Here is a 21,711-nt window from a genome sequence, read left to right as displayed (position 1 = left end):
GAGCAAGTCCAGGCCGGCAGCTTTGCTTGCCGCATGGCAGGCGGATGGTTCACAGCGCGCGGGCCGCCATCTGCGCACCGATGTATTCGGCCTGGCGGATTGCCAGCGACACGATGGTCAGCGTCGGATTCTCCGCACCGCCACTGGTGAACTGACTGCCGTCGGAGATGAACAGATTGGGCACATCGTGCGTGCGGCCGTGGGCATCGCAGACGCCGTCTTCCGCCTTGGCGCTCATCCGGCAGGTGCCCAGATTGTGCGTCGACGGATACGGCGGCGTGCGGTGCACGCCAACGGCGCCGACCGCCTCGTAGACCCTGGTGCCGGCACGGTAGGCATGCTCGCGCATCGCCAGATCGTTGGGGTGATCATCGAAATGCACGTTTGGCACCGGCAGGCCCCACTGGTCCTTGACCGCGGTGTTCAGCGTCACGCGATTGCTCTCCTGCGGCATGTCCTCGCCGACCAGCCACATGCCGGCGGTATGCGTATACAGCGACATCATCCGCGCGAAGTCCGGCCCCCAGCCCCCCGGTTCAAGGAAGGCACCCATGAACGGCAGGCCGAGCGACAGCGTTTCCATCTCGTAGCCGCCGACGAAGCCGCGGCCTGGATCGTTGCGCGCCTCATCGAGGATGGCGCCGGCCATCACCGTGCCGCGGTAGAAGTGCACCGGCTGATCGAACACGGCGTAGACCGAGCCGGTCATGTGGCGCATGTAGTTGCGCCCCACCTGGCCCGAGGAATTCGCCAGACCGTCCGGAAACTTGCCGCTCGCCGACAGCAGCAGCAGGCGCGGCGTCTCGATCGAATTGCCGGCGACGCAGACCACCCGCGCCTTCTGCCGCTGCTCGACACCGCTGGCGTCGAAGTAGACCACGCCGCTGGCGCGGCCGCGCGCGTCGTGCTCGATGCGGCTGACGTGGGCGCCGGTGCGCAGTTCGAGATGGTCGGTGGCCTCCGCCGCCGGGATCTCGGTGTAGAGCGTCGACCACTTCGCGCCGGACTTGCAGCCCTGGAAGCAGAAGCCGAGCTGCAGGCAGCTGTTGCGTCCGGCGCGCGGACGGCTGTTGATTGCCATGCGCCCGGTATGGCACTGACCGTAGCCGGCCTTGATCGCGCCGTTGTAGAACACCTTGAAGTTGTTGTTGCCGGGCAGGCCGGGAATGCCGTTGGTGCGCGTCACGCCCATCTTGTCCTCGGCGCGCGCGTAGTACGGTTCAAGCTCGGCCAGCGTGACCGGCCAGTCGAGCAGATTGGCACCCTTGATCTCGCCGTAGGTGCTGCGGGCACGGAACTCCCAGTCATGGAAGCGCAGGCTGGCGCCGGCCCAGTGCGTGGTGGTGCCACCGACGGTCTTGCAGATCCACGCCGGCAGGTTCGGAAAGTCTTTGGCGATGCGCCACGACCCCGAGGTGGTGCGCTTATCGAGCCAGGCGAGCTGGGCGAAGGAATCCCACTCGTCATTGATGAACGCAGCCGAGGACTGGCGCTGGCCTGCTTCCAGCAGCACCACGTCGATCCCCTGCTGACACAGCTCGTTGGCGAGCGTACCGCCGCCCGCGCCCGAGCCGATGATGACGACGACAGACGCGTCGTCCGCGGCGAACTTGGCCATTTTCTCGATCTCCTCTCTGGTGGCGCGCCGGCGGTGTTGTGGTGATCTGTGTGCCGGTCACGGGGCGTTGCTTCAGGCGGGTTTCGGACTCGCCTCCTCCGGCGGATCCGGCAGCCAGTCCAGATCGTTGAAACCGCGGTGCAGATAGCCGCCCTTGTCCCAGGAGGCGCCTTCGTAACCCAGCCGCGCCCACACGGCCTTGTTGCCGTAGAGCGCAACGACGCCCTTGCCGCGCACTTTCTGAAAAAAGGCGCTGCTTTCGATGCCGCGCAGCACCTCAAGCTGCGTGCTCATTTCCAGATCGACGAAGGGCTTGCCGCGCGCCGCGTCGAGCGTGCGGACTCCGTCACCCAGCAGACTGGCGACCGCCGGATCGGCTGCCGCCTCGGCATCGAGGCCCTGCACCCAGGGGGCGTAATGAACATCGTCGAGTTCGGCGTGCGGGAAGATCGCCCGGCACATCTGCAGCAGGGTGGTCGCCACCGGCTGCGCCAGGGTCTTCAGCTCGCCGGCCCAGGCCGGGCCCGGCAGCAGAAAGGCCGGCGCGCTGCCGAGTACGGCAACGCCGGCGACGGCACTGCCGCTGTGCAGCAGAAACTGCCGGCGGCTCAGGTAGGCATGGAGCATGATGCGGTCCTCCTCGGTGGTTCCCGCTCAGCGGTAGTGGCCGTGGCGCTCAAGCACCTCGATCTCGTAGCCGTCCGGGTCGGTGACGAAGAAAAAGCGCGCGAGCAGCTGACCGTCCGGCGCGAACTCGACCAGCTCCCGCGGCGCATAGCCGAGGGTCTGGAAGCGCTCGCGCTCGCTGGCGGCGTCATCGACGCAGACGGCGATGTGGCCGTAGCCGCTGCCGTGGCTGTAGGGCTCGGTGCGGCCCTTGTTCAGCGTGAGTTCGAGCTCGACGTCGTTTTCGTCGTTGCGCAGGTAGACCAGCGCAAAGTCGGGAAAGTCGAGACGGTGGGACTCGGTGAGCCCGAAAGCCTCGCGGTAGAACGCGAGGGAACGATCCAGGTCGAGCACCCGGATCATGCTGTGAATGATCTTCGCCACGCCGGCCTCCGCTGCGGTCAGTGCTGGTCGGACCATCCGACCGGTCACCCCGTCACTACAGCACCGCGGTCGCGCAGCGTGGTAGTAGCCGGCTGCTACATCGCGTCATGCGAAGCCGGCAGGCGGCGCCTCAGCCGAGCGAGGCGAGGCGTGACGGCGACGGGCAGGCCGCCGCCTGGCGCGCCAGGTAGCAGGTGCAGACCACGCGCAGCAGCGAGGCGAAATTGGCGATCTCGCCTTCGCGGGCCAGTTTTTCGCTGTAGAGCTGGCTGAGGAAGCGCGGCGTGGTCAGTCCCTCCTCCGCCGCGATACGCTCAAGGATCGCCCAGAACTCGGCTTCGAGACGCACGCTGGTGACGACGCCATCGATGCGCACGGAACGGGCCTGAGTGGCATACAGCGCGGGATCGGTGCTGGCGTAGATCTGGCACATCGGAGAACGTCCTTCGTTGGCGGACCGCTCGCGGCGGCAATGGCGGTTAAGCCGAACTTAGCAGCACACCGGCCGACTGCCATGCTGCAGCGCCGCGGCGGTTTCCGCTGCGGCGGCACGCGGGCTAACATCGCCTGTCCCCCAGATGCGCCGCGCCCGTGCCGGCGCCCCCGCTTCCCGGACCGCCTGCCGGCGGCCCGCTTCCCGTGGAGTCAGCCCATGTTCACCGGCATCGTGCAGGCCGCCGTTCCCGTCGTCGGGATCGTGCGCAAGCCGCAACTGATCACCCTCACGCTGAGCCTGCCCGAGCCGCTGCGCGGCGGGCTGGCGATCGGCGCCAGCATCGCCGTCAACGGCACCTGCCTGACCGTCACCGGCTTCGAGAACGACCGCGTCGGCTTCGATGTGATGATGGAATCGCTGCGCCTGACCAACCTCGGCCGGCTCGACGTCGGCAGCCTGGTCAACGTCGAGCGCGCCGCGCACTACGGCGCCGAGGTCGGCGGCCACGTGCTCTCCGGCCATGTGCACGGCATCGCGGAAATCGTCGCCATCGAGCGCCCGGACGCCGACAACTGCGTCGTGCGCTTCCGCGTACCGGCGCCGCTGGTCAAGTACATCATGGACAAGGGCTACGTCGCGCTGAACGGCTGCAGCCTGACCATCTGCGACGTGCAGGACGGCGAGTTCAGCGTCTACCTGATCCCGGAAACCCTGCGGGTGACGGTGTTCGGCCATTCGCAGGTCGGCGATCAGGTCAATCTGGAAGTCGACAGCCAGACGCAGGCGATCGTCGATACCGTCGAGCGCGTCCTCGCCGCCCGCGGCTACTGAGGGCGACGCTCAGTGGCCATCGCCGCCGAACTGCTCCGGCGGCAGGTCGGCCGCCGGGTGGCCGAAATGAAAACCCTGCACCAGGTCGACTCCCAGCTCGCGCAGCAGCGCGAGCGTGGCAGCGTCCTCGACGCCTTTGGCCACCGTGGTGCGTTCCAGCCCGCGCGCGATCTGCACGATCGCGCGCACGAAGCAGCCGTCGTCATGCGCTGAGCCCAGATTGCGCACCAGGCCGGCGTTGATCTTCAGCACTTCGGCGCCGAGCTCGCGCAGCACCGGGAAGGTGCCGAAGCCGCTGCCGAAGTCATCGATGCAGACCCGGCAGCCGGCGCGCTGCAGATCGGCGATGAAATAACGCGCCTGCTGGATGTCGGCGAACACCGCCGACTCCGTCAGCTCGATCAGCAACCGTCGCGGCGCCACGTCGTGCAGCGCCAGCACATGCAGGATGAAGCCGGCGAAGCCCGGCTGCTGCAGCGAACGGGCGGAGACGTTGACCGCCAGCGGCGGCAGCGCCAGATCGGTAGCCAGCCGGCGCACCGCCGTCCCCACCACCCAGCGGTCGATGTCGGTGATGCGACCGCTGCGTTCGGCCGCGGCAACGAACTCGCCCGGCAGACACGGCGGCGCCGGCGCGACGTCATCCAGGCGCAGCAGGACTTCGAGGTGGCTGAGGTGGCCGTCACGGGCCCGGTAGATGCCCTGGAAGAACAGACGGAACTGCTCGCGCTCCAGCGCCCGCGTCAGGCGCGTGCTCCAGCTCATGCGCTCACGCTGGACCTGCCCGGCATCGGCGCAGAGGCGAAACAAGCGCCAGGCGTTCCTGCCCGCCTGCTTGGCCTGATACATCGCGGCATCCGCGCAGACCACCAGCTCGCTGGCCGTTTGCGCATGCTGCGGATACAGCGCGATGCCGAGACTGCAGGACAGGCGCACCGGCTGGCCGGCACAGACACAGGGCAGCCGGCCGATGGCGTTGACGATGCGCTCGGCCAGCACTGAAGCCTCGTTCTCGCCGGCGCCGGTGACGATCAGCGCGAATTCGTCGCCGCCCAGCCGCGCCAGTGTCTCATCGGCGCGCACCAGGCGACCGACCTCGCGGGCCACCCGCTGCAACACGTCGTCGCCAGCGTGATGGCCAAAGCCGTCGTTGATCTGCTTGAAGTTGTCGAGATCGAAATACAGCAGCGCCCCGCTGCCGCCGCGGCGCTCGACGGTGCGCAGCATGCCCTCCAGCGCCGAGGCGAAGCGATGACGGTTGTACAGGCCGGTCAGCGTGTCGCGCTCGGCCAGATAGAGCAGACGCTCCGCCGTCTCGCGCTCGCGGGTGACATCCTCGAAGATCCACAGCAGGCCGCTGCCGGCGGCGTCGTGCACCGTCTCGCAGCGCACGACGACGATGCGGCCATCGGTGCAGCGCAGCTCGCGCTCGTCGCCGCAGCGTTCACCGGCGCTGAACTGCAGCTGTGTCGGGTCGCTGAGCCAGCGCGCGCAATACGCGAACACCTCGCCGAGCGGCCGCCCGACCAGCCCGCTCTGCTCATCGACACCCCACATCCGTCGCCAGGCCGCGTTGACGAACACGATGCGGCCATCGCCCTCGGTGAACAGCAGGCCACGACGCACGGCGCCAAGCACCGCCGCCAGCCGGGCGCTCTCGGTCTGCGTATGGGCGAGGAAGCGGCGGCTCTGGTCGCGCGCGGCTTCCAGTTCGACGATGCGCACCGCGATCGCATCGGCCATGCGGTTGAACGCCCGTCCGAGCCGGCCGACCTCATCCTCGCCTTCGGCGGCGCGCTGCGCCTGCCCGCCGTCGGCCAGCGCCTCGCTGAGCGTGCTCAGGGCATGCAGACGCCGCGTCAGCCAGTAACCGATCAGACCGAGCAACAGGGTCGAGGCGAACATTTCCAGCGTGGCGATCAGCACGCTCTGACTGAGCAGGCGGGCCCGCAGCTGATGCAGAAAGCCGAGGTCGACGCCAAAGTGCAGCTCGCCGAGCCGCTGCCCGGCCAGCTCCAGCACCCGCCGGCCGTCGAAACGCGCGCCGTAGCGGTGATCCAGCTGCGCGTTGTCGGCAACCGGCGGCAGCGCCTCCTGCGTATTCCAGCCGGCAGCGGCGACCTGACGGCCGTCGGCATCGAGCAGCACCAGATAGCTCAGGCCGTCACGGCGGCGCACCGCATCGAGCAGCTCCTGCAGCGTGACGTAATCACGCTCCGCCAGCGGTGCTGCCAGCGCCGCCGCCAGCAGCGTCCCGACTTCCTGCATCCGCAGGCGCGACTGTTCGAGCAGCCCTTCTTCAGTGACGCGCCAGGCGTTGCAGACCAGCAGCGCCAGCATCAGCAGCTCGACCAGCAGGCTCGCAACCACCAGACGCGTGCCCAGTGCACGCCATAACGACCAGCGGTTCATGGTGCGGCGTCAAGGGCACGGGCCAGTTCCTCGGCGGCATCGTCCAGCGAGCGCAGCTCCTCTGTGCTCGGTTCACGGTAGCCGATGTGCCCGGAGCGGCGCATGAACTCGGCACCCGCTGGCGTATCGGCAAAGCCCAGCAACACCTGGCGCAACTGTGCCTGCAGTGTCGGTGGCAGATCGCCTCGGGCGAGGAACATCATCGGCGGGATCGGCGGCTCGATGTGCAGCTCGGCCAGCAAACGCAGTCCTTCGCGTTCGGCTGGAGACGTGCGCAACCACACGGTGCTGCTCAGCACGCCGACCTGCACGTCACCCTGCAGCACCGCCGCCAGCACCGCGCTGTGCGAGGGGTACTCATGGAACGTGAGTTCGCGGGCCACATCGAGGCCGGCGTCGTGCAGCGCACGCCGCGCCAGACTGTTGACGATCGCCAGCCGGTCCGGCGTCGCCAGCCGCGTGCCGCGCAGATCGCTCAGGCGCTGCAGCGGACTGTCGGCCGCCACCACCAGGCAGGGATGCAGTTCACGCCGCGCGCTCGCCAGCGGCACATACCCCGCCTCGCGCTGCATCAGCCGCGCGCCATGCGGGGCGATGCCGATCAACGGGTATTCGCCGTGGCGCGCACTCTCGAAGAAACTGCGGAAATCAGCCGCCGTCACCAGCACGACCGGACGCCCGAGCGCATCCTGCAGTGCCTCGCGCAGCGGGGCATAGAGGCCGAACAGGGCACGTGTGCTCAGATAGGGGAATACCGCCAGTTCGAACGCCGGCTCGGCACGCAGAACCCCACCTACGCCGAGGCTCAGCAGCAGCACGCACAGCCAGCGCCCCCAGCGTCGGGACCACGGTCCAATTCCAGCATGGTGGAACGCTTCGACGAACATACAGTGTCAGCTCGCGCGAGGGGCTTCGTGATTAGCCTATGCCGTCCCCGCTGCGGATGCCGCTGCAGCTGCACTTCAATTGATGCAGGTCAACGCGGCCCGAGGAGACTGCCGATACCGAGCAGGCCCAGCGCCGTCATCGCCAGCGAACCGCCGACGTGCAGCGCGATCGCCCCCAAGCCCCAGCCGATCTCACCGCGCAGCAGCAGCGTGACGATCTCGGCGGAGAAGGTCGAAAACGTCGTCAGCCCACCGAGAAAACCGGTGGTCACGCCCAGCCGCAGCTCCGGCGCCAATCCCGGCCACAGCTGGAACAACCCCAGTGCCACGCCCATCAGCAGCCCGCCGAGCCAGTTCGCCGCCAGCGTGCCGAGCGGCACCGTCGGGAACAGCGCGTTCAGCCACAGCCCGAGCAGCCAGCGCAGCCAGGCGCCGCCGGCTGCACCACTGCCGATCGCAAGCAATGCCATCGCGTTCATCTGCGCCACACTCCCGCCCGCTCCAGCCCCATCATCAGTACAAACCCTCGAACGGTTGCACGTCGACCCAGTCACCGGCCGCCACTTCGGCACTCGCCTGTGCCAGCACCACGAAGCAGTTGGCCCGGCTCATCGAACTGAGCACACCGGAACCCTGCGCGCCGCTCAGGCGCACGCCAAGCTGGCCGTCCGCCTCGCGCTGCAGGATGCCGCGCTGGTATTCGGTGCGCCCCGGCCGTTTCTTCATGGGCGCCAGTGCACGGGCGCGCAGCAGCAGCGGCGCCTGCTCGGGCATGCCCATCAGCCGGTGCAGCGCCGGCTGCACGAACTGGAAAAAGGTGACCACCACCGCCACCGGATTGCCCGGCAGGCCGAAGAACAGCGCATCGTCGATATGGCCGAAGGCCAGCGGCCGCCCCGGCTTCATCGCAATCTTCCAGAAGTGAATGCGGCCGAGCGCGAGCAGTGTGTCCCTGACGAAGTCCGCCTCGCCGACCGACACGCCGCCCGAGGTAATGACCACGTCGGCGCTGGCCGCCGCCTCGCGCAGCGTCTCCCGCAGCGCCTCGCGGCAATCGCGCACCACGCCGAAATCGAGCACGTCGACGCCGAGCCGGCTGAGCATGCCGTACAGCGAATAACGGTTGCTGTCGTAGACACAGCCGGCCTCCAGCGGCTCGCCGATCGAACGCAGCTCGTCGCCGGTCGAGAAAAACGCCACCCGCACACGCCGGCGCACGCGCACCTCGCCACGCCCGAGCGAGGCCAGCACGCCGACATCGAACGGGGCGATGCGCCGCCCGCCCGCCAGCACCACGCTGCCGCAGCGCAGGTCCTCGCCGACCCGGCGCACGTTCTGCCCGGCGCGATGACCACTGCCGATGCTCACCGAATCGCCGTCGCGCGCGGCGTGCTCCTGCATGACGACGCTGTCGGCGCCGTCCGGCAGCAGCGCGCCGGTCATGATGCGCACGGCCTCACCGGCACCGAGGCAACCGCCCCACGGCTGACCGGCGAAAGCGCTGCCGACGAGGCGCAGCCGCACGCTGCCGACCGCCGGCAGATCGGCGCTGCGCACGGCGTAGCCGTCCATCGCCGAGTTGTCGTATGCCGGCACGTCGACCGGCGCCAGCACGTCGGCGGCGAGCACACGGCCGAGTGCGGCGCGCAGATTCAGCTGCTCGCAGCCGCTCACCGGCTGCACCTGCTGCTGGATGCGCGCCAGCGCCTCAGCCACCGGCAGGGATTGCGGATCGAAATCGTCGGCGCAGCTGGGCTGGGCCGGGATACGCGCTTCGCTCATCGGCCTCTCACTCCGTTCGGCAAGGCAGGCATTGCAGGAAATCGAGCACGAAGGCGAGCACCGCTTCGTTCGCGTTGAGGTCGAGGCAGGGCACCTGCGGCGGCGGCTCGATGCGGTGGTCGCAGACGACGGCGATGACGTCGGCATCGTCACGGTGGCGATGGCGCATCGGCTGACCGGCACGCAGCACTTCGAGCTTGGCGATCGCCGCTTCGGCATAGCCTTCGACCAGCACCAGATCGAGCGTTGCCGGCTCCAGCCAGGACAGCGCTTCGGCCAGTGCGGACTCATGCGGCTGCGGGTATTCCTCGATCAGCGTGCTGCCGCTCTCACCGCTCAGCAGCAGGCGCTGGATGCCGGCGCGGCGCAGGCGGTCGCTGTCGTGGCCGGGCACGTCGACATCGAAGCGCGGTGACGCCTGCTTGACCACGCCGACGCGCAGGCCGCGCGCCGTCAGTTGCTCGATCAGTGCGCACAGCAGGGTGGTCTTGCCGCTGCCGCTGGTACCGACGACACCGAGCAGCGGCCGCGGAAAGACGGGGCGGACGCTCATACGCCGAAGGGCTGCACGGTGTGCGCATGGTCGACCGGGCCGCGGCCACCGCCGAAACCCGGCGCGCTGACGATGGCCTGCTGCACGTAGTCGAGGCCGCGGCGCACGGCATCGGCGAGCACCAGCCTCTGCGCCAGACCGCTGGCGATCGCCGAAGCCAGCGAGCAGCCGGTACCACCGGTGTGGACGCTGGCCACCCGCGTATGTGTGAACACCTGTTCGCCGTCGCGGCTCAGCAGCACGTCGCTGACCGTCTCGCCGTCGAGATGCCCGCCCTTGACCAGCACCGCGCTCGGGCCGAGTTCGAGCAGGCGCTCGGCGGCACGCCGCAGGTCGTCGACCGAGTCGATCGGGCACCCGGCCAGCAGTTCCGCCTCACGGCGGTTCGGCGTCAGCAGATACGCACGCGGCAGCAGCAGCGCGCGCAGCGCGCCGATCGCGGCCGTGTCGAGCAGCGCATCACCGCCCTTGGCGAACATCACCGGATCGGCCACCAGCGGCAGTCCGGCGGCGGCGCCATCGAGCGTGGCACAGACGGTTTCGATGACCTCGGTGGCATGCAGCATGCCGGTCTTGACGACGTCGGCGCCGTAGTCGTCGAGCACCAGCTGCATCTGCCGGGCGATGAAGTCGACCGGCACCGCATGCACGCCGAACACGCCGCGGCTGTTCTGCGCGGTCAGCGCGGTGATGGCCGTCATCGCGTAGGCGCCGAGTGCGGTGATGGTCTTGATGTCGGCCTGGATGCCGGCGGCTCCGCCGGAATCGGAGCCGGCGACGACGAGTACCCTGCCCTGCATGCTGTGAGGTGCTCCGTACAACGCTTGCGCGAACGTGGCTGGTGTTCCAGTGTCCGCGATGATGCGCGCCGCTGCCAAGCTTCCTGCCGGAGTCCGCCGATGACCGCGATCACCCACGACTGTCCCGCCGCCATCCGCCACTGGCTCGCCGAGCTGGCGCCGCCCACGCTGCTGCTGATCGCCGATGCCGATACCGAGCTCACCGCGCAACTCACGCCGGCGGCCGACTGCGTCGTCACGCGCCTGCCGATCGAACAGGTGGCGGACAGCCAACATGCCGCCGTGCTGCTGCTCGACGGCCTGGAGCGCCTGCCCGCGGATGACGCCCGCCACCTGCTCGCCCGCCTGCGTGACCACCAGTGCCACGACGGCCTGATCCGCAGCCCGCGCACGCTGTGGGACGACAGCGCCTGGCTTGGGCTCGGCTTCACGCTGCCGGCCAGCGACGCCACGCACCGCCTGGCGCGCTGGTCGCTCGCCGAATACAAGACCGTGCCGGACTGGCTGAACGCGAAATTCTGGGCCAATCCGGAACGCTGGCAGCCGTGAGCGCGTTGCACCCCGGCCGGGCAGGGGGTAGCGTTCGCGCCCTGTCCGCCGTCAGCCAGCCAGCCCGTCCGATGTCGACCGCCCCTGCTCCGCTCGCCCTGTACTCGACCGTCGTCCCATCGCAGTGGATCGACTACAACGGTCACATGAACGTCGCCTACTACGTGATGGCCTTCGATCAGGCCACCGACGCCGTGCTCGACCATCTCGGCCTGGGCGAGGCGCACCGCGCCGCCACGAACTGTTCGGCCTTCGTCGTCGAGACGCACATCAACTACCAGCACGAGCTGGTCGTCGACACGCCGCTGCGCGTGGAGACGCAGCTGCTCGGTCACGACAGCAAGCGCGTGCAGCTGTTTCACTGGATGTACAACGCCCGCAGCGGCGAGCTGGCAGCCAGCACCGAGATCCTGCTGGTGCACGTCGACCTCGGCTCGCGCCACGCCTGCGCCATGCCGCAAAGCATCCTCGATCGCCTCAACGCACTCGCCGCCGAGCACATCAACCTGCCCTGGCCGCTGGCGGCCGGGCGCGCGATCAAGCTCGCGCGCCGCCGTTGAGCGCATGAGCCGGCGCGAGCTGCCCCCGCTGACCGTGCGCGAGAGCCCGCGCGCCCGGCATGTGCGCCTGCGTGCGGTACCGGCACGCGGCATCGAGATCGTCGTGCCGGCGGGGTTTCCGCCGCGCGAGCTGATCGGCATCGTCGAGCGCCACCGCGAATGGATCGAACTGCAGCACGCGCGCCTGCAGCACCATCTGGCCGGGCTCGGCGTGCCGTCGCAAGTGGAGCTGCCAGCGCTCGATGAGTGCTGGACGATCAGCGTCGAACCCGGCAAGCGCACCGGCCTGTCGTGCCAGGACAACCGCCTGCAGCTGCGCGCCAGCGACGACGTCAGCGCCCGCAGCCTGCTGCGCCGCTTCGTGCTGCGGCGGGCGCAGGAAACACTGCCGGCGCGGCTTGCCGCCACCGCCGAGGCCACCGGCCTGCACTACACCGCCGTCGGCATCCGCGCCCAGCGCACGCGCTGGGGCTCGTGCTCGCGCCAGGGCCACATCAGCCTCAATGCCAAGCTGCTGTTCCTGCCGCCGGAGCTGGTGCGCCACGTGATGGTCCATGAGCTGTGCCACACGGTGCATCTCGATCATTCGCCGGCGTTCTGGGCGCTGGTGGCACGCCACGATCCGCTCTGGCAGAGCCTGCGCCAGCGACTGCGCAGCCTGCCGGCAATGGCGCCCGCCTGGTTCGAGGTGTGAGCGGCGGACTCTGGAGCCTGTTCTTCGGCAGCTTCCTCGCCGCCACCCTGCTGCCGGGCGGTTCGGAGTTGCTGCTGATCACGCTCGCCCTGCGCGGGGAAACGCCGCTCGCCCTGCTTGGTGTCGCCACGCTCGGCAACACGCTCGGCGGCATGAGCTCCTGGCTGATCGGCTATCTGCTGGCACGCCGCGCCGCGCCGATGCCGACGCACCCGCAACATGCCCGCGCGCTCGGCTACCTGCGCCGCTGGGGCGCGCTGGCGCTGCTCGGCTCATGGATTCCGCTGATCGGCGACCCGCTGTGCGTCGCCGCCGGCTGGCTCGGCATCGGCCCCTGGCGCTCGCTGCTCGCCATCGCCAGCGGCAAGGCCGCGCGCTACGCGGCGCTGCTGGCCGCATTGCCGGGCAGCTGAGTGTGCCGCTGCGCGGTGGCGCGCTGCACACCCTCGGCGAGGATGCATTGGACGGCCCGCGCGGCTGACACATGCAGCCGTCAGCGATCGAGCTGCGGAATACGCGAGCTTCAGTCCGTCGCCCTCAAACCTGAGCAAGCGTCGGCGCAGGTCCGAAATGACGCGCCAATCCGTCCGGAAAGAAGTGCTCCGCACCAGTCCATGCGCATTTTTCTCCTGCGCATCTCGATGATGCGAAGCGCTTCAATCCTCTGGTGTCGTTGACAGATGGTTGGCGGGCAAAAGAAAAGGCCTGCGTCTTTCGACGCAAGCCCTTGTATTTTGGTGGGTCATGCAGGATTCGAACCTGCGACCAGCGGATTAAAAGTCCGATGCTCTACCAACTGAGCTAATGACCCTGAATCGGGGGCGCAAGAATACCCAAGTCAGGCGCCCGAGCCAAGCACTAAGGACGCGATCAGTGCAGATCCTGCATCTGCCGGCTGGCCTGCGTCGCTGCCGCGGTCCCCGGATAAGCCTGCGTCAGGCGGCGCAACACCTCACGGGCCTTGCCGGTATCACCGAGACGCGCGTAACTCTGGCCGAGCCTGAGCATGGCCTCGGGCAGTTTTTCGCTGTTCGGATAGCCGGCGCCAAACTGCAGCAGCGTGTCACGCGCATGCGCGTAATCACCGGTCATGAAGTAGCTCTCGCCGAGCCAGTACAGGGCGTTGCCGGTCAGCGGACTCGATGTGAAGCGCGTGTTGAAATTTTCCAGCAGGCCGATGGCCTCGTCGTAGCGGCCTTCGCGCAGATGCACGATGGCCGCTTCATAGGTCGCCTTGTCGCTGGCGGCAGCATCCGCGGCAGCCGCCGGCGGCGAAGCCGGCGCGACGTTGGCTCGCGGCGTCTCACTCTGCGCCTGCCCCTGCTCGCCACCCTGCTGTTGCTGCTGGTAGCGCAGCACCTCGATCTCTCCGCGCAGCTCGCGCACGTCCTTTTCCAGCTGACCGACGCGATCGAGCAGTTCATAGATCAGGCTGGTGCCCGCGCCCTCCTGCTGTGCCGCGGCGGGCCAGGCAGTCAGGGCGAGGACGAAGCTCAGGGAACACAGCGCAAGGCGCATGGCAGCTACCTCAGTAGGCAATCTCGACGCGGCGGTTCTGCGCGTAGGCAGACTCGTCGTGGCCGGACACGGCCGGACGCTCCTCACCATAGCTCACGGTGCGCAGCTGCCGCGGATTGACGCCGAGGGCTTCCATCGCCCGGCGCACGGCATTGCTGCGGCGCTCGCCGAGGGCAATGTTGTACTCGCGCGTACCACGCTCGTCGGTGTGCCCTTCGAGGATCGCAGCGGCGCCGCCGGTCTGCATCAGGTAGTGCGCGTGCGCCGCGATGATCGGCTGCGAGTCGGCGCGGATTTCAGCGCTGTCGTAATCGAAATACACGACGCGCTGCTCCTGCGTCGCCTCCGGGCCGCCGACGTAGTTGCCGGCCCCCGCACCGCCGGCGCCGTAGGCACCGCCACGGCCGGCGCCATAGCCGGATGCACCGTAGGCGCCGCCGGTACCGTCGGCGCCCGTGCCGTCACCGCTGGTGGTGCCGGTGGACGAGCAGGCAGCCAGCGCGACGAGGGAAGACGCGAGCAGCAGGTTCTTGAGGAAGGCGTTCATCTTGTGTGCGGTTTCCTGTGAAGTTCAGGGTGTTGAACGGGGTTCAGCGGGAATAGGGGGACCAGGCCGGCTCGCGCACTTCGCCCTGGGTCGACAGCAGCGTCTGCTGTACGCGCCCGTCGATGGAGACGGCGGCAAGCACACCGCGGCCGCCGCGCTGCGTGGCGTAGATGACCATGCCGCCGTTGGGCGCGAAGCTCGGTGATTCGTCCATACCGCCGTCGGTCAGCATTTTGGTCTGACGCGAACGCACGTCCATCAGCGCGATATGAAAACGGCCACCGCTACGCGAGACGAAGGCGAGCGACTTGCCATCCGGCGAGAAGGCGGCGCGCGAGTTGTAGTCACCGCTGAAACTGATGCGCTCGGCCCCGCCGCCGCTGGCCGACATGCGATACAGCTGCGGGCTGCCACCGCGGTCGGAGGTGAAGACGATGCTCGAACCGTCCGGCGACCAGGCGGCCTCGGTATCGATCGAACTGGAATTGGTCAGCCGGGTCAGGCCGCCGCCGCTGATATCGGCGCTGTAAATTTCCGGGTTGCCGTCCTTGGACAGCGTGAAGGCGAGCCGCTGGCCATCGGGTGACCAGGTCGGCGCACCATTGATGCCCGGCGAGGCGGAAATCGTGCGCCGCGCACCGCTGTAGACGTCCTGCACGACGATCTGCGCCGCCCGGTTCTCGAACGAGACATAAGCGAGCTTGGAGCCGTCCGGCGACCAGGCCGGCGACATCACCGGCAGCGCCGAGCGCAGCACCGTCTGCGGGTTGTAGCCGTCGGAGTCGGCGACCACCAGCGTGTACGACTTGCCGCCCGGCGGCACGGTGACGTAGGCGATGCGCGTGGCGAAGGCGCCCTTCTCACCGGTCAGCTTCTCGTAGATCAGATCGGCGATGTGATGGGCGACCCGGCGCAGGTCGCTGGCACGCACATCGAAGCTGTAGCCGAGCAGCTGCGCACCGCTGAACACGTCTCCGAGTTGGAACTGCACCTTGTAGCCGGCGCCGCCGGCGCTGACCTGACCGACGGTCAGATGCGGCACGCTCAGATTGCGCCAGCTGCCGAGATTGGCCTGATTCAGCGCGGACGGCGTTTCCGGGAAGCGGCCGCTGTCGAGCGGGTTGAAGCGGCCGCTGCGCTTGAGATCGGCCGTGACGATCGCGGCGATGTCTTCCGGCAGACCGGCATTGCCGGCGAACGGGACGATGGCGATCGGCAGAGCGCCTTCAACGCCTTTGGTGATCTGAATGGTCAGCTCCGCCCGCGCGGATGCGCACAGCGCGCACGCGAGGAACAGAGCTGGGACGATGCGGGCAAGGAAGTTCAAGACCGGCCTCCTGACTTAGGCATCGGGTTTGAATTCGAAATTGAAACTGCGGAATTTCGCAGCGACATCGGGATCGTTCGGCATTGGCAGCGGCGAAGCGCTGCGTACCGCAATCACCGCGGAGCTGTCGAAGGTCGGGTCACCACTGGAGCGGGCAACACGTACGTTCTGCACCCTGCCGTCAGCCCCGAGCTGGATGACGAGAATACAGGATAAGCCCTGCCGGCTACCCTGCGGCAGCAGCCAGCGTGACTCGACCGCACGCCGGATCAACGCGCCGTAGCGATCGATCTCACGCTGCATGCCACGCTCTTTGGCTTCTTTCGCCAGCAGATCAGCCAGCGCCTGCTTTGCATCCGCCTCGGCTTTCGCCTTGGCCTCCGCAGCGACCTTGGCTTTGGCCTCGGCGTCGGCTTTGGCCTTGGCATCGGCAGCCGCTTTAGCTTCGGCAGCCGCCTTGGCTTTGGCCTCCGCATCAGCCTTGGCTTTAGCGTCAGCGGCTGCCTTGGCATCGGCGGCCGCCTTGGCCTTGGCGTCGGCATCGGCCCTGGCTTTGGCGTCAGCCGCCGCCTTGGCGTCCGCATCAGCCTTGGCTTTGGCATCGGCTGCTGCCTTGGCCTTTGCATCAGCGGCCACCTTGGCTTTGGCATCGGCCGCCGCTTTGGCCTTGGCGTCGGCATCGGCCCTGGCTTTGGCATCGGCTGCCGCCTTGGCTTTGGCCTCTGCGGCAGCTTTGGCCTTGGCTTCTGCCGCGGCTTTCGCGTCTGCCTCGGCTTTGGCTCGGGCTTCAGCCTCTAGCTTTTTTTTTTCAGCTTCCTGCTGGCGCTTTTTCGCCTCGGCCTCGGCACGTGCCTTGGCTTCGGCAGCTTTCTTTTCGGCGGCGGCGCGCTGCGCCTCGGCGGCCTCGGCGGCCTTCGCCGCCTGTTCGGCCTTGCGGGCGGCGTCAGCGGCTCGCCGCTCCTCGGCTGCACGGGCTTTTTCAGCATCAGCCCGCTGCTGGCGTGCTTCAGCCAGGCGCTTGGTCTCGGCCTCCGCCTTGCGCTCAAGTTCCTCCTGACGCCTGGCCTCCTCGGCCTGCCGGACCTGCGCCTCGTGCAGACGCGCCTCTTCCTGCCGACGCCGGTCCTCGGCTGCCTTGGCCTGCTGTTCGAGTTTGCGCTGGCGGGCATCCTCGGCTTCCTGGCGCTGGCGATCGGCGTCGGCCAGGCGACGCATGGTCGCCGCAACCGCACTCTGATCGACCATCGCCGCCTGCGTCGGCGCCGGGGCCTGCTGCGGAGCCTGCTCCTGCACGCTGCTGCCGAGGTTCTCCAGAGAGCTCGGGACGAATGACACCAGCAGGACGGCGAGCAGCGCTGCGTGCAGCAGCAGCGACATACCCGCGGCCAGCAGCCGCTGGCGCATCTGTGGGCGCGACTTGCTCATGATCGCTGGGTCACTGCTCCGCGGGCGTTGACATCAGGCCGACCTTGGCGACTTTCCACTCGCTGATGCGGTTGATCACCGCGAGCACCTTCTCGTAGCTGGCCGTCCGGTGGCCGGCCACCAGCACGGTCTTCGAGGCCGCATCCGCGCCGAGGAAATGCTCGGCCGTGACCTTGGCCTCGGCCGCCTGCGTCGGATCATCGAGATTGAACATCGCGCTCACGTCGCGTGTCCCCCGGCCGACGGTGATGCTGCCGTTTTCATAGACGCTGACGATGACCGGCGGTTCGTCGGGCCCCTGCTCGACCTCACTGGTCTTCTGCGCCTGCGGCAGTTCGATCTCGACGCTCTGGTTGATGATCGGCGTCACCGCCATAAAGATGATCAGCAGCACCAGCATGACGTCGATGAACGGCACCACGTTCATCTCGGCCAGAACCTTCTTGCGAGAGCTACGCCGCGCCATGGGTTTCGGCCTGCTGCTGGCGCGCCGCGCGCAGGCTGTGCGCCTGACGCTGCAGGATGTTGGAGAATTCTTCGGCGAAGGTGTCGAAGCGGTTGACCAGGCGGTCGACCTCGGCGGCGTAGCGGTTGTAGGCGACGACCGCCGGAATCGCCGCGAACAGGCCCATCGCGGTGGCGACCAGCGCCTCGGCGATGCCGGGCGCGACCTGCTGCAGCGTCGCCGTCTTCGCCGCGCCGAGCCCCATGAACGCGGTCATGATGCCCCACACGGTGCCGAACAGGCCGATGTACGGACTGACCGAAGCCGCGGTCGCCAGCACCGGTAGGTAGGCTTCGAGCTCGTCGGTCTCACGCGACAGCGCCGCGCGCATCGCCCGCTGGCTGCCGGCGACGACCGACTCCGGATCGACGGTCGGCTGCGCGCGCAGGCGCAGGAACTCCTGGAAGCCGGCGAGGAAAATCGCCTCCAGGCCGGTGGCGGCATCCTCACGCCGGCTGATGCGCGTGTACAGCGCCGCGAGGTCGATCCCCGACCAGAAGTCGTCCTCGAACTCGTCGGCATCGCGCCGCGCCTGGCTCAGACCCAGCCGCTTGCGAAAGATCACCGTCCACGAAGCCAGCGAAATCAGCAGCAACAGCAGCATCACCAGCTGCACGATCCAGCTCGCCTGCAGGATCAGGTGCGTGAAAGACAATTCGGCAGTCACCGCTCAGTCTCCGAAATACGGATTGTCACCGGCCGGCAGGGCCCCGCGGGTTGCGGCCCGAAACCGGCACGGCCCGAAGGAGCCGACATGCAGAATGTCGATCCGTTCGGGTACGGGGGGATATCGGGAAGGTCGCAGACAAGGCGGGAGCCGGGAAACGGCACATCAGTTTGCAGTGCAGCATTCTAGCTCGCCGCCCGGCGCGACGGAATCGGCAGATGCGGACCTGCCAGCCGGGCTTTCCAGGCGGACCGTCAGCCGATCTCGGTGTCGAGCAGATCGCCACCCGGCGTGCTCAGGCCGAAATGCCGGTAGGCATGGGCGGTGGCCATGCGCCCGCGCGGCGTGCGCATCAGGAAGCCCTGCTGGATCAGGAAGGGTTCGAGCACGTCCTCGATGGTGCCGCGCTCCTCACCGAGCGCAGCGGCAAGCGTATCGAGACCGACCGGGCCGCCGTCGAACTTCTCCAGGATCGCCCCGAGCAGGCGCCGGTCCATCTCGTCGAAGCCCATTTCGTCGACGGCGAGCATCACCAGCGCGCGCCGGGCGATGTCGCAGCTGATGTGCCCGCTGCCCTTGACCTCGGCGTAGTCGCGCACACGGCGCAGCAGGCGGTTGGCGATGCGTGGCGTGCCACGCGAGCGGCGGCCGATCTCGCTGGCGCCGTCGGCATCCGCCGGTACGCCGAGAATGCCGGCCGAGCGCTGCACGATCGCCGTCAACTCCTGCGGCGTGTAGAACTCAAGGCGGTGGACGATACCGAAACGGTCGCGCAGCGGGCTGGTCAGCAGGCCGGCGCGGGTGGTGGCGCCGACCAGCGTGAACGGTGGCAGATCGAGCTTGATCGAGCGCGCCGCCGGCCCCTCACCGATCAGGATGTCGATCTGGTAGTCCTCCATCGCCGGATAGAGCACTTCCTCGACCACCGGCGACAGGCGGTGGATCTCGTCGACGAACAGCAGGTCGTAGGGTTCGAGATTGGTCAGCAGCGCCGCCAGATCGCCGGGTTTTTCCAGCACCGGGCCGGAGGTCTGGCGCAGGTTGACGCCCATCTCGGCGGCGATGATGTGCGCCAGCGTGGTCTTGCCGAGACCCGGCGGCCCGAACAGCAGCACGTGGTCGAGCGCTTCATGGCGCTGGCGCGCAGCGTGGATGAAGATTTCCAGCTGCTCGCGCATCGCCTGCTGGCCGACGTAATCAGCCAGACGCTTGGGCCGGATCGCACGGTCGATCGCCGCCTCGTCAGGCTGGGCGGTGGCGGAAATGAGGCGGTCTGACTGGATCATGGCAAGTTCGGCGGTGGTGATCTGCCGGCAGTGTACGCGATACACCGGCCGCACCCCGCGCCGGCCACTGGCGCCGCATCAGTGATCTACCGACAATACCGGACCATGAACGCCGCCCACGATCCGATCCATACCCTCGACCTCTCCGGCCTCGTCTGTCCGCTGCCGCTGCTCAAGACCAAGCAGGCGATGGCGAAGATGGCGGCCGGTGAGGTCATCCGCGTCATCGCCACCGACAAGAGCGTGGTCATCGATTTCCGCGTTTTCATCGACCGTTTCGGTCACGAGCTGATCGAATTCAGCGAGGCCGACGAGCACTTCGTCTTCGTGCTGCGCAAAGCCCTGGCGTCCTGATCCGGGCACATCAGCCGCGCAGCGTCGCGCTCAGCGCGCGGCGGATCAGCTCCTCGCTCGGCAGACCTTCGGCGAAGACCGCCTTGACCATTTTCGTTGCATCGACCGGCCGGTAGCCGAGAGCGACCAGCGCCGCCTCGGCATCGGCGCCGGCATCGGCCGGCGGCGCCAGACCGGGCGCCGGACGCGGCACGAAATCGGCGCCGAGTTCGAGCGTGGCGATGCGGTCACGCATTTCCACCACCAGCCGCTCGGCGGTTTTCTTGCCAATGCCCGGCAGGCGCACCAGTGCGGCGGTGTCACCGGCCTCCAGGCAACGGGCGAAGGCTTCCGGGCTCATGCCGGAGAGGATCACCAGCGCCAGCTTGGCACCGATGCCGGTCACCTTGATCAGATTGCGAAACAGCGTGCGCTCGGCGAGCGAGCCGAAGCCGTAGAGCACCTGCGCGTCCTCGCGGATCGCCAGATGCGTGTACAGCGTCACCTCGTCGCCGGTATCGGGCAGGTTGCAGCAGGTGTTGAGCGAGGCTTCCAGCTCGTAGGCCAGGCCGTTGCCGAGCTCGATCATCAGCAGCGGCGGCTGCTTGAGGATCAGTCGACCGCGCAGACGGCCGATCATCGCCCGCCTCCGGCCTCGGCCAGGCGGCTGCGCGTCAGCAGCCGGGCACCGTGGCAGAGGGCGACGGCCAGGGCATCGGCGGCGTCGGCCTGGGGTTTACGCGGAAGCTTCAGCAGCGCGGTGACCATGTGCTGGACCTGCTCCTTGGTGCCGCGGCCGGTGCCGACGACGGCCTGCTTGATGACGGCGGGCATGTATTCGGTGATCGGCAGACCGGCCTGCGCCGCGGCGAGCAGGGCCACGCCGCGGGCGTGGCCGAGTTTCAGCGCCGAGGTCGGGTTGTGGTGGAGAAACACCTGTTCGATCGCCATTTCCTGCGGCTGCCAGTGCGCGATGATCTCGCTCAGACCGGCGTGGATCGCGCACAGGCGCGCGGCGAACTCACCGTCCGGCGTGCGGATGCAGCCACTGTCGACATAACTCGAACGCACGCCGCGCACATCGATGATGCCGTAGCCGGTCAGGCGCGAGCCGGGGTCGAGGCCGAGGATGCGCAGCACATCCGGCGCGGCGGCGGGCACGGGCCGGCTCAGAGCTGCGCCATGATCTCGTCGGCGATGTCGGCGTTGGAGTAGACGTTCTGCGTATCGTCGAGGTCTTCGAGCATGTCGAGCATCTTGACCATGTTCTTCGCATCGTCGAGACCGAGCGACACCGTGTTGCCGGCGCGCATCGTCACCTCGGCGTTTTCCGGTGCGAGCTTGGCGGCGACCAGCGCCTCGCGCACCGCCTCGAAGGCGTCCGGCGCGGTCAGCACGTCGAAGGAACCGTCATCGTTTTCGACGATGTCATCGGCGCCGACTTCAAGCGCGACTTCCATCACCGCATCCTGATCGGCCCCGGCCGGGAAACTGATGATGCCGGTTTCGGTGAACTGGAAGGCCACCGAACCGCTGGTGCCGAGATTGCCGCCGCATTTGGAGAACGCGTGGCGGACTTCGGCGACGGTGCGGTTGCGATTGTCGGTCATGCAGTCGACCATCACCGCCACGCCACCCGGCCCGTAGCCTTCGTAGCGGATTTCCTCGTAGACCACGCCGTCCTCGGTGCCGGCGCCACGCTTGATCGCGCGCTCGACGGTGTCTTTCGACATGTTCGCGGTCAGCGCTTTGTCCACGGCGAGACGCAGGCGCGGGTTGGCCGCGGGGTCAGGCAGACCGTAGCGCGCGGCAACGGTGATCTCGCGGATCAGGCGGGTGAACAGCTTGCCGCGCTTGGCGTCCTGCGCGTTCTTGCGGTGCTGGATGTTGGCCCATTTGCTGTGTCCGGCCATACGCTGCCTCTCGAAAAC

Annotated in this window: 26 protein-coding genes and 1 tRNA gene; 6 read left to right on the top strand and 21 right to left on the bottom strand. The window is 68.3% G+C overall.

The window, feature by feature from the left end:
- Positions 1–49 precede the first annotated feature (49 nt).
- The 4 genes from C7443_RS13240 to C7443_RS13225 form a co-directional block, all read right to left on the bottom strand.
- Positions 50–1,618, bottom strand: a complete 1,569-nt coding sequence (locus C7443_RS13240) for a GMC family oxidoreductase (RefSeq protein ID WP_110019085.1) — start codon at positions 1,616–1,618, stop codon at positions 50–52.
- A gap of 72 nt (positions 1,619–1,690) precedes the next feature.
- Complete coding sequence (locus C7443_RS13235) at positions 1,691–2,245, bottom strand: twin-arginine translocation signal domain-containing protein (protein ID WP_110019084.1); 555 nt, start codon at positions 2,243–2,245, stop codon at positions 1,691–1,693.
- A gap of 27 nt (positions 2,246–2,272) precedes the next feature.
- Positions 2,273–2,668, bottom strand: a complete 396-nt coding sequence (locus tag C7443_RS13230) for a VOC family protein (protein ID WP_110019083.1) — start codon at positions 2,666–2,668, stop codon at positions 2,273–2,275.
- Positions 2,669–2,798: 130 nt separating this feature from the next.
- Complete coding sequence (locus C7443_RS13225) at positions 2,799–3,101, bottom strand: ribbon-helix-helix domain-containing protein (RefSeq protein WP_110019082.1); 303 nt, start codon at positions 3,099–3,101, stop codon at positions 2,799–2,801.
- Between the two features lie 219 nt (positions 3,102–3,320).
- Here C7443_RS13225 and C7443_RS13220 point away from each other — a divergent pair, with 219 nt between their 5' ends.
- Positions 3,321–3,935, top strand: coding sequence for a riboflavin synthase subunit alpha (locus C7443_RS13220; protein WP_110019081.1), 615 nt, complete (start codon positions 3,321–3,323; stop codon positions 3,933–3,935).
- Between the two features lie 9 nt (positions 3,936–3,944).
- On the opposite strand, the gene C7443_RS13215 is transcribed toward C7443_RS13220, so the two are convergent.
- The 6 genes from C7443_RS13215 to thiD form a co-directional block, all read right to left on the bottom strand.
- Complete coding sequence (locus tag C7443_RS13215) at positions 3,945–6,347, bottom strand: putative bifunctional diguanylate cyclase/phosphodiesterase (RefSeq protein ID WP_110019080.1); 2,403 nt, start codon at positions 6,345–6,347, stop codon at positions 3,945–3,947.
- Positions 6,344–7,234, bottom strand: coding sequence for a phosphate/phosphite/phosphonate ABC transporter substrate-binding protein (locus tag C7443_RS13210; RefSeq protein ID WP_110019079.1), 891 nt, complete (start codon positions 7,232–7,234; stop codon positions 6,344–6,346). The genes C7443_RS13215 and C7443_RS13210 overlap by 4 nt, the downstream gene beginning before the upstream one ends.
- Before the next feature lie 89 nt (positions 7,235–7,323).
- The gene (gene crcB, locus C7443_RS13205; RefSeq protein WP_110019078.1) at positions 7,324–7,713 is read right to left on the bottom strand and encodes a fluoride efflux transporter CrcB; all 390 of its coding nucleotides are present in this window, start codon (positions 7,711–7,713) and stop codon (positions 7,324–7,326) included.
- 34 nt (positions 7,714–7,747) lie between these two features.
- Entirely contained in the window at positions 7,748–9,016 is a 1,269-nt protein-coding gene (moeA, locus tag C7443_RS13200; RefSeq protein ID WP_110019077.1) for a molybdopterin molybdotransferase MoeA, read from the bottom strand.
- Between the two features lie 7 nt (positions 9,017–9,023).
- A complete protein-coding gene (mobB, locus tag C7443_RS13195) occupies positions 9,024–9,569 on the bottom strand; it encodes a molybdopterin-guanine dinucleotide biosynthesis protein B (RefSeq protein WP_110019076.1) in 546 nt (181 codons plus the stop codon).
- On the bottom strand, positions 9,566–10,369 hold the full coding sequence (gene thiD, locus C7443_RS13190; RefSeq protein ID WP_110019075.1) for a bifunctional hydroxymethylpyrimidine kinase/phosphomethylpyrimidine kinase: 804 nt from the start codon (positions 10,367–10,369) through the stop codon (positions 9,566–9,568). Before thiD ends, mobB begins: the two co-directional genes overlap by 4 nt.
- Before the next feature lie 99 nt (positions 10,370–10,468).
- Here thiD and C7443_RS13185 point away from each other — a divergent pair, with 99 nt between their 5' ends.
- The 4 genes from C7443_RS13185 (at position 10,469) to C7443_RS13170 (ending at position 12,585) form a co-directional block, all read left to right on the top strand.
- Entirely contained in the window at positions 10,469–10,918 is a 450-nt protein-coding gene (locus C7443_RS13185) for a DUF6231 family protein (RefSeq protein WP_110019074.1), read from the top strand.
- A 71-nt stretch (positions 10,919–10,989) separates the two neighbouring features.
- Complete coding sequence (locus C7443_RS13180; RefSeq protein WP_110019073.1) at positions 10,990–11,478, top strand: thioesterase family protein; 489 nt, start codon at positions 10,990–10,992, stop codon at positions 11,476–11,478.
- A 4-nt stretch (positions 11,479–11,482) separates the two neighbouring features.
- Positions 11,483–12,172, top strand: coding sequence for a M48 family metallopeptidase (locus C7443_RS13175; protein ID WP_110019072.1), 690 nt, complete (start codon positions 11,483–11,485; stop codon positions 12,170–12,172).
- Entirely contained in the window at positions 12,169–12,585 is a 417-nt protein-coding gene (locus C7443_RS13170; RefSeq protein ID WP_246004659.1) for a YqaA family protein, read from the top strand. The genes C7443_RS13175 and C7443_RS13170 overlap by 4 nt, the downstream gene beginning before the upstream one ends.
- Before the next feature lie 322 nt (positions 12,586–12,907).
- Here C7443_RS13170 and C7443_RS13165 read toward each other — a convergent pair.
- From C7443_RS13165 to ruvB, 8 genes are all read right to left on the bottom strand, one after another.
- Positions 12,908–12,983 (bottom strand) — tRNA-Lys (locus C7443_RS13165).
- Positions 12,984–13,042: 59 nt separating this feature from the next.
- A complete protein-coding gene (gene ybgF / locus C7443_RS13160) occupies positions 13,043–13,690 on the bottom strand; it encodes a tol-pal system protein YbgF (protein ID WP_170123610.1) in 648 nt (215 codons plus the stop codon).
- A gap of 10 nt (positions 13,691–13,700) precedes the next feature.
- Positions 13,701–14,237 carry a peptidoglycan-associated lipoprotein Pal gene (gene pal, locus C7443_RS13155; protein ID WP_110019070.1) on the bottom strand — a complete coding sequence of 179 codons (537 nt, stop codon included), beginning with the start codon at positions 14,235–14,237 and terminating at the stop codon, positions 13,701–13,703.
- Between the two features lie 43 nt (positions 14,238–14,280).
- The gene (tolB, locus tag C7443_RS13150) at positions 14,281–15,564 is read right to left on the bottom strand and encodes a Tol-Pal system beta propeller repeat protein TolB (protein WP_246004658.1); all 1,284 of its coding nucleotides are present in this window, start codon (positions 15,562–15,564) and stop codon (positions 14,281–14,283) included.
- Positions 15,565–15,579: 15 nt separating this feature from the next.
- Positions 15,580–16,941, bottom strand: coding sequence for a cell envelope integrity protein TolA (gene tolA, locus C7443_RS13145; RefSeq protein WP_246004657.1), 1,362 nt, complete (start codon positions 16,939–16,941; stop codon positions 15,580–15,582).
- 58 nt (positions 16,942–16,999) lie between these two features.
- On the bottom strand, positions 17,000–17,455 hold the full coding sequence (locus C7443_RS13140; protein WP_110019068.1) for a biopolymer transporter ExbD: 456 nt from the start codon (positions 17,453–17,455) through the stop codon (positions 17,000–17,002).
- Positions 17,442–18,161 (bottom strand): protein TolQ, encoded by a 720-nt coding sequence (gene tolQ / locus C7443_RS13135; RefSeq protein ID WP_110019067.1) that lies wholly within the window; start codon positions 18,159–18,161, stop codon positions 17,442–17,444. Before tolQ ends, C7443_RS13140 begins: the two co-directional genes overlap by 14 nt.
- A gap of 254 nt (positions 18,162–18,415) precedes the next feature.
- Entirely contained in the window at positions 18,416–19,447 is a 1,032-nt protein-coding gene (gene ruvB / locus C7443_RS13130) for a Holliday junction branch migration DNA helicase RuvB (RefSeq protein WP_110019066.1), read from the bottom strand.
- A gap of 105 nt (positions 19,448–19,552) precedes the next feature.
- Between ruvB and C7443_RS13125 the strand changes: the two genes are divergently transcribed.
- A complete protein-coding gene (locus C7443_RS13125) occupies positions 19,553–19,801 on the top strand; it encodes a sulfurtransferase TusA family protein (RefSeq protein WP_110019065.1) in 249 nt (82 codons plus the stop codon).
- Between the two features lie 10 nt (positions 19,802–19,811).
- Here C7443_RS13125 and ruvA read toward each other — a convergent pair whose 3' ends face one another.
- From ruvA to C7443_RS13110, 3 genes are read right to left on the bottom strand one after another with little or no spacing between them, the layout of a single operon-like run.
- Positions 19,812–20,420: a Holliday junction branch migration protein RuvA gene (ruvA, locus tag C7443_RS13120; RefSeq protein ID WP_110019064.1), complete on the bottom strand. Its 609-nt coding sequence runs from the start codon at positions 20,418–20,420 to the stop codon at positions 19,812–19,814.
- Complete coding sequence (gene ruvC, locus C7443_RS13115; RefSeq protein WP_110019181.1) at positions 20,417–20,920, bottom strand: crossover junction endodeoxyribonuclease RuvC; 504 nt, start codon at positions 20,918–20,920, stop codon at positions 20,417–20,419. The genes ruvA and ruvC overlap by 4 nt, the downstream gene beginning before the upstream one ends.
- A gap of 29 nt (positions 20,921–20,949) precedes the next feature.
- Entirely contained in the window at positions 20,950–21,693 is a 744-nt protein-coding gene (locus C7443_RS13110; protein ID WP_110019063.1) for a YebC/PmpR family DNA-binding transcriptional regulator, read from the bottom strand.
- Positions 21,694–21,711 lie beyond the last annotated feature (18 nt).

The sequence above is a fragment of the Plasticicumulans acidivorans genome (genome assembly GCF_003182095.1).
Taxonomy (GTDB): Bacteria; Pseudomonadota; Gammaproteobacteria; order Competibacterales; family Competibacteraceae; genus Plasticicumulans; species Plasticicumulans acidivorans.
Note: the sequence above shows the minus strand (reverse complement) of the source record. Positions and strands in the feature narration are given on the sequence as shown.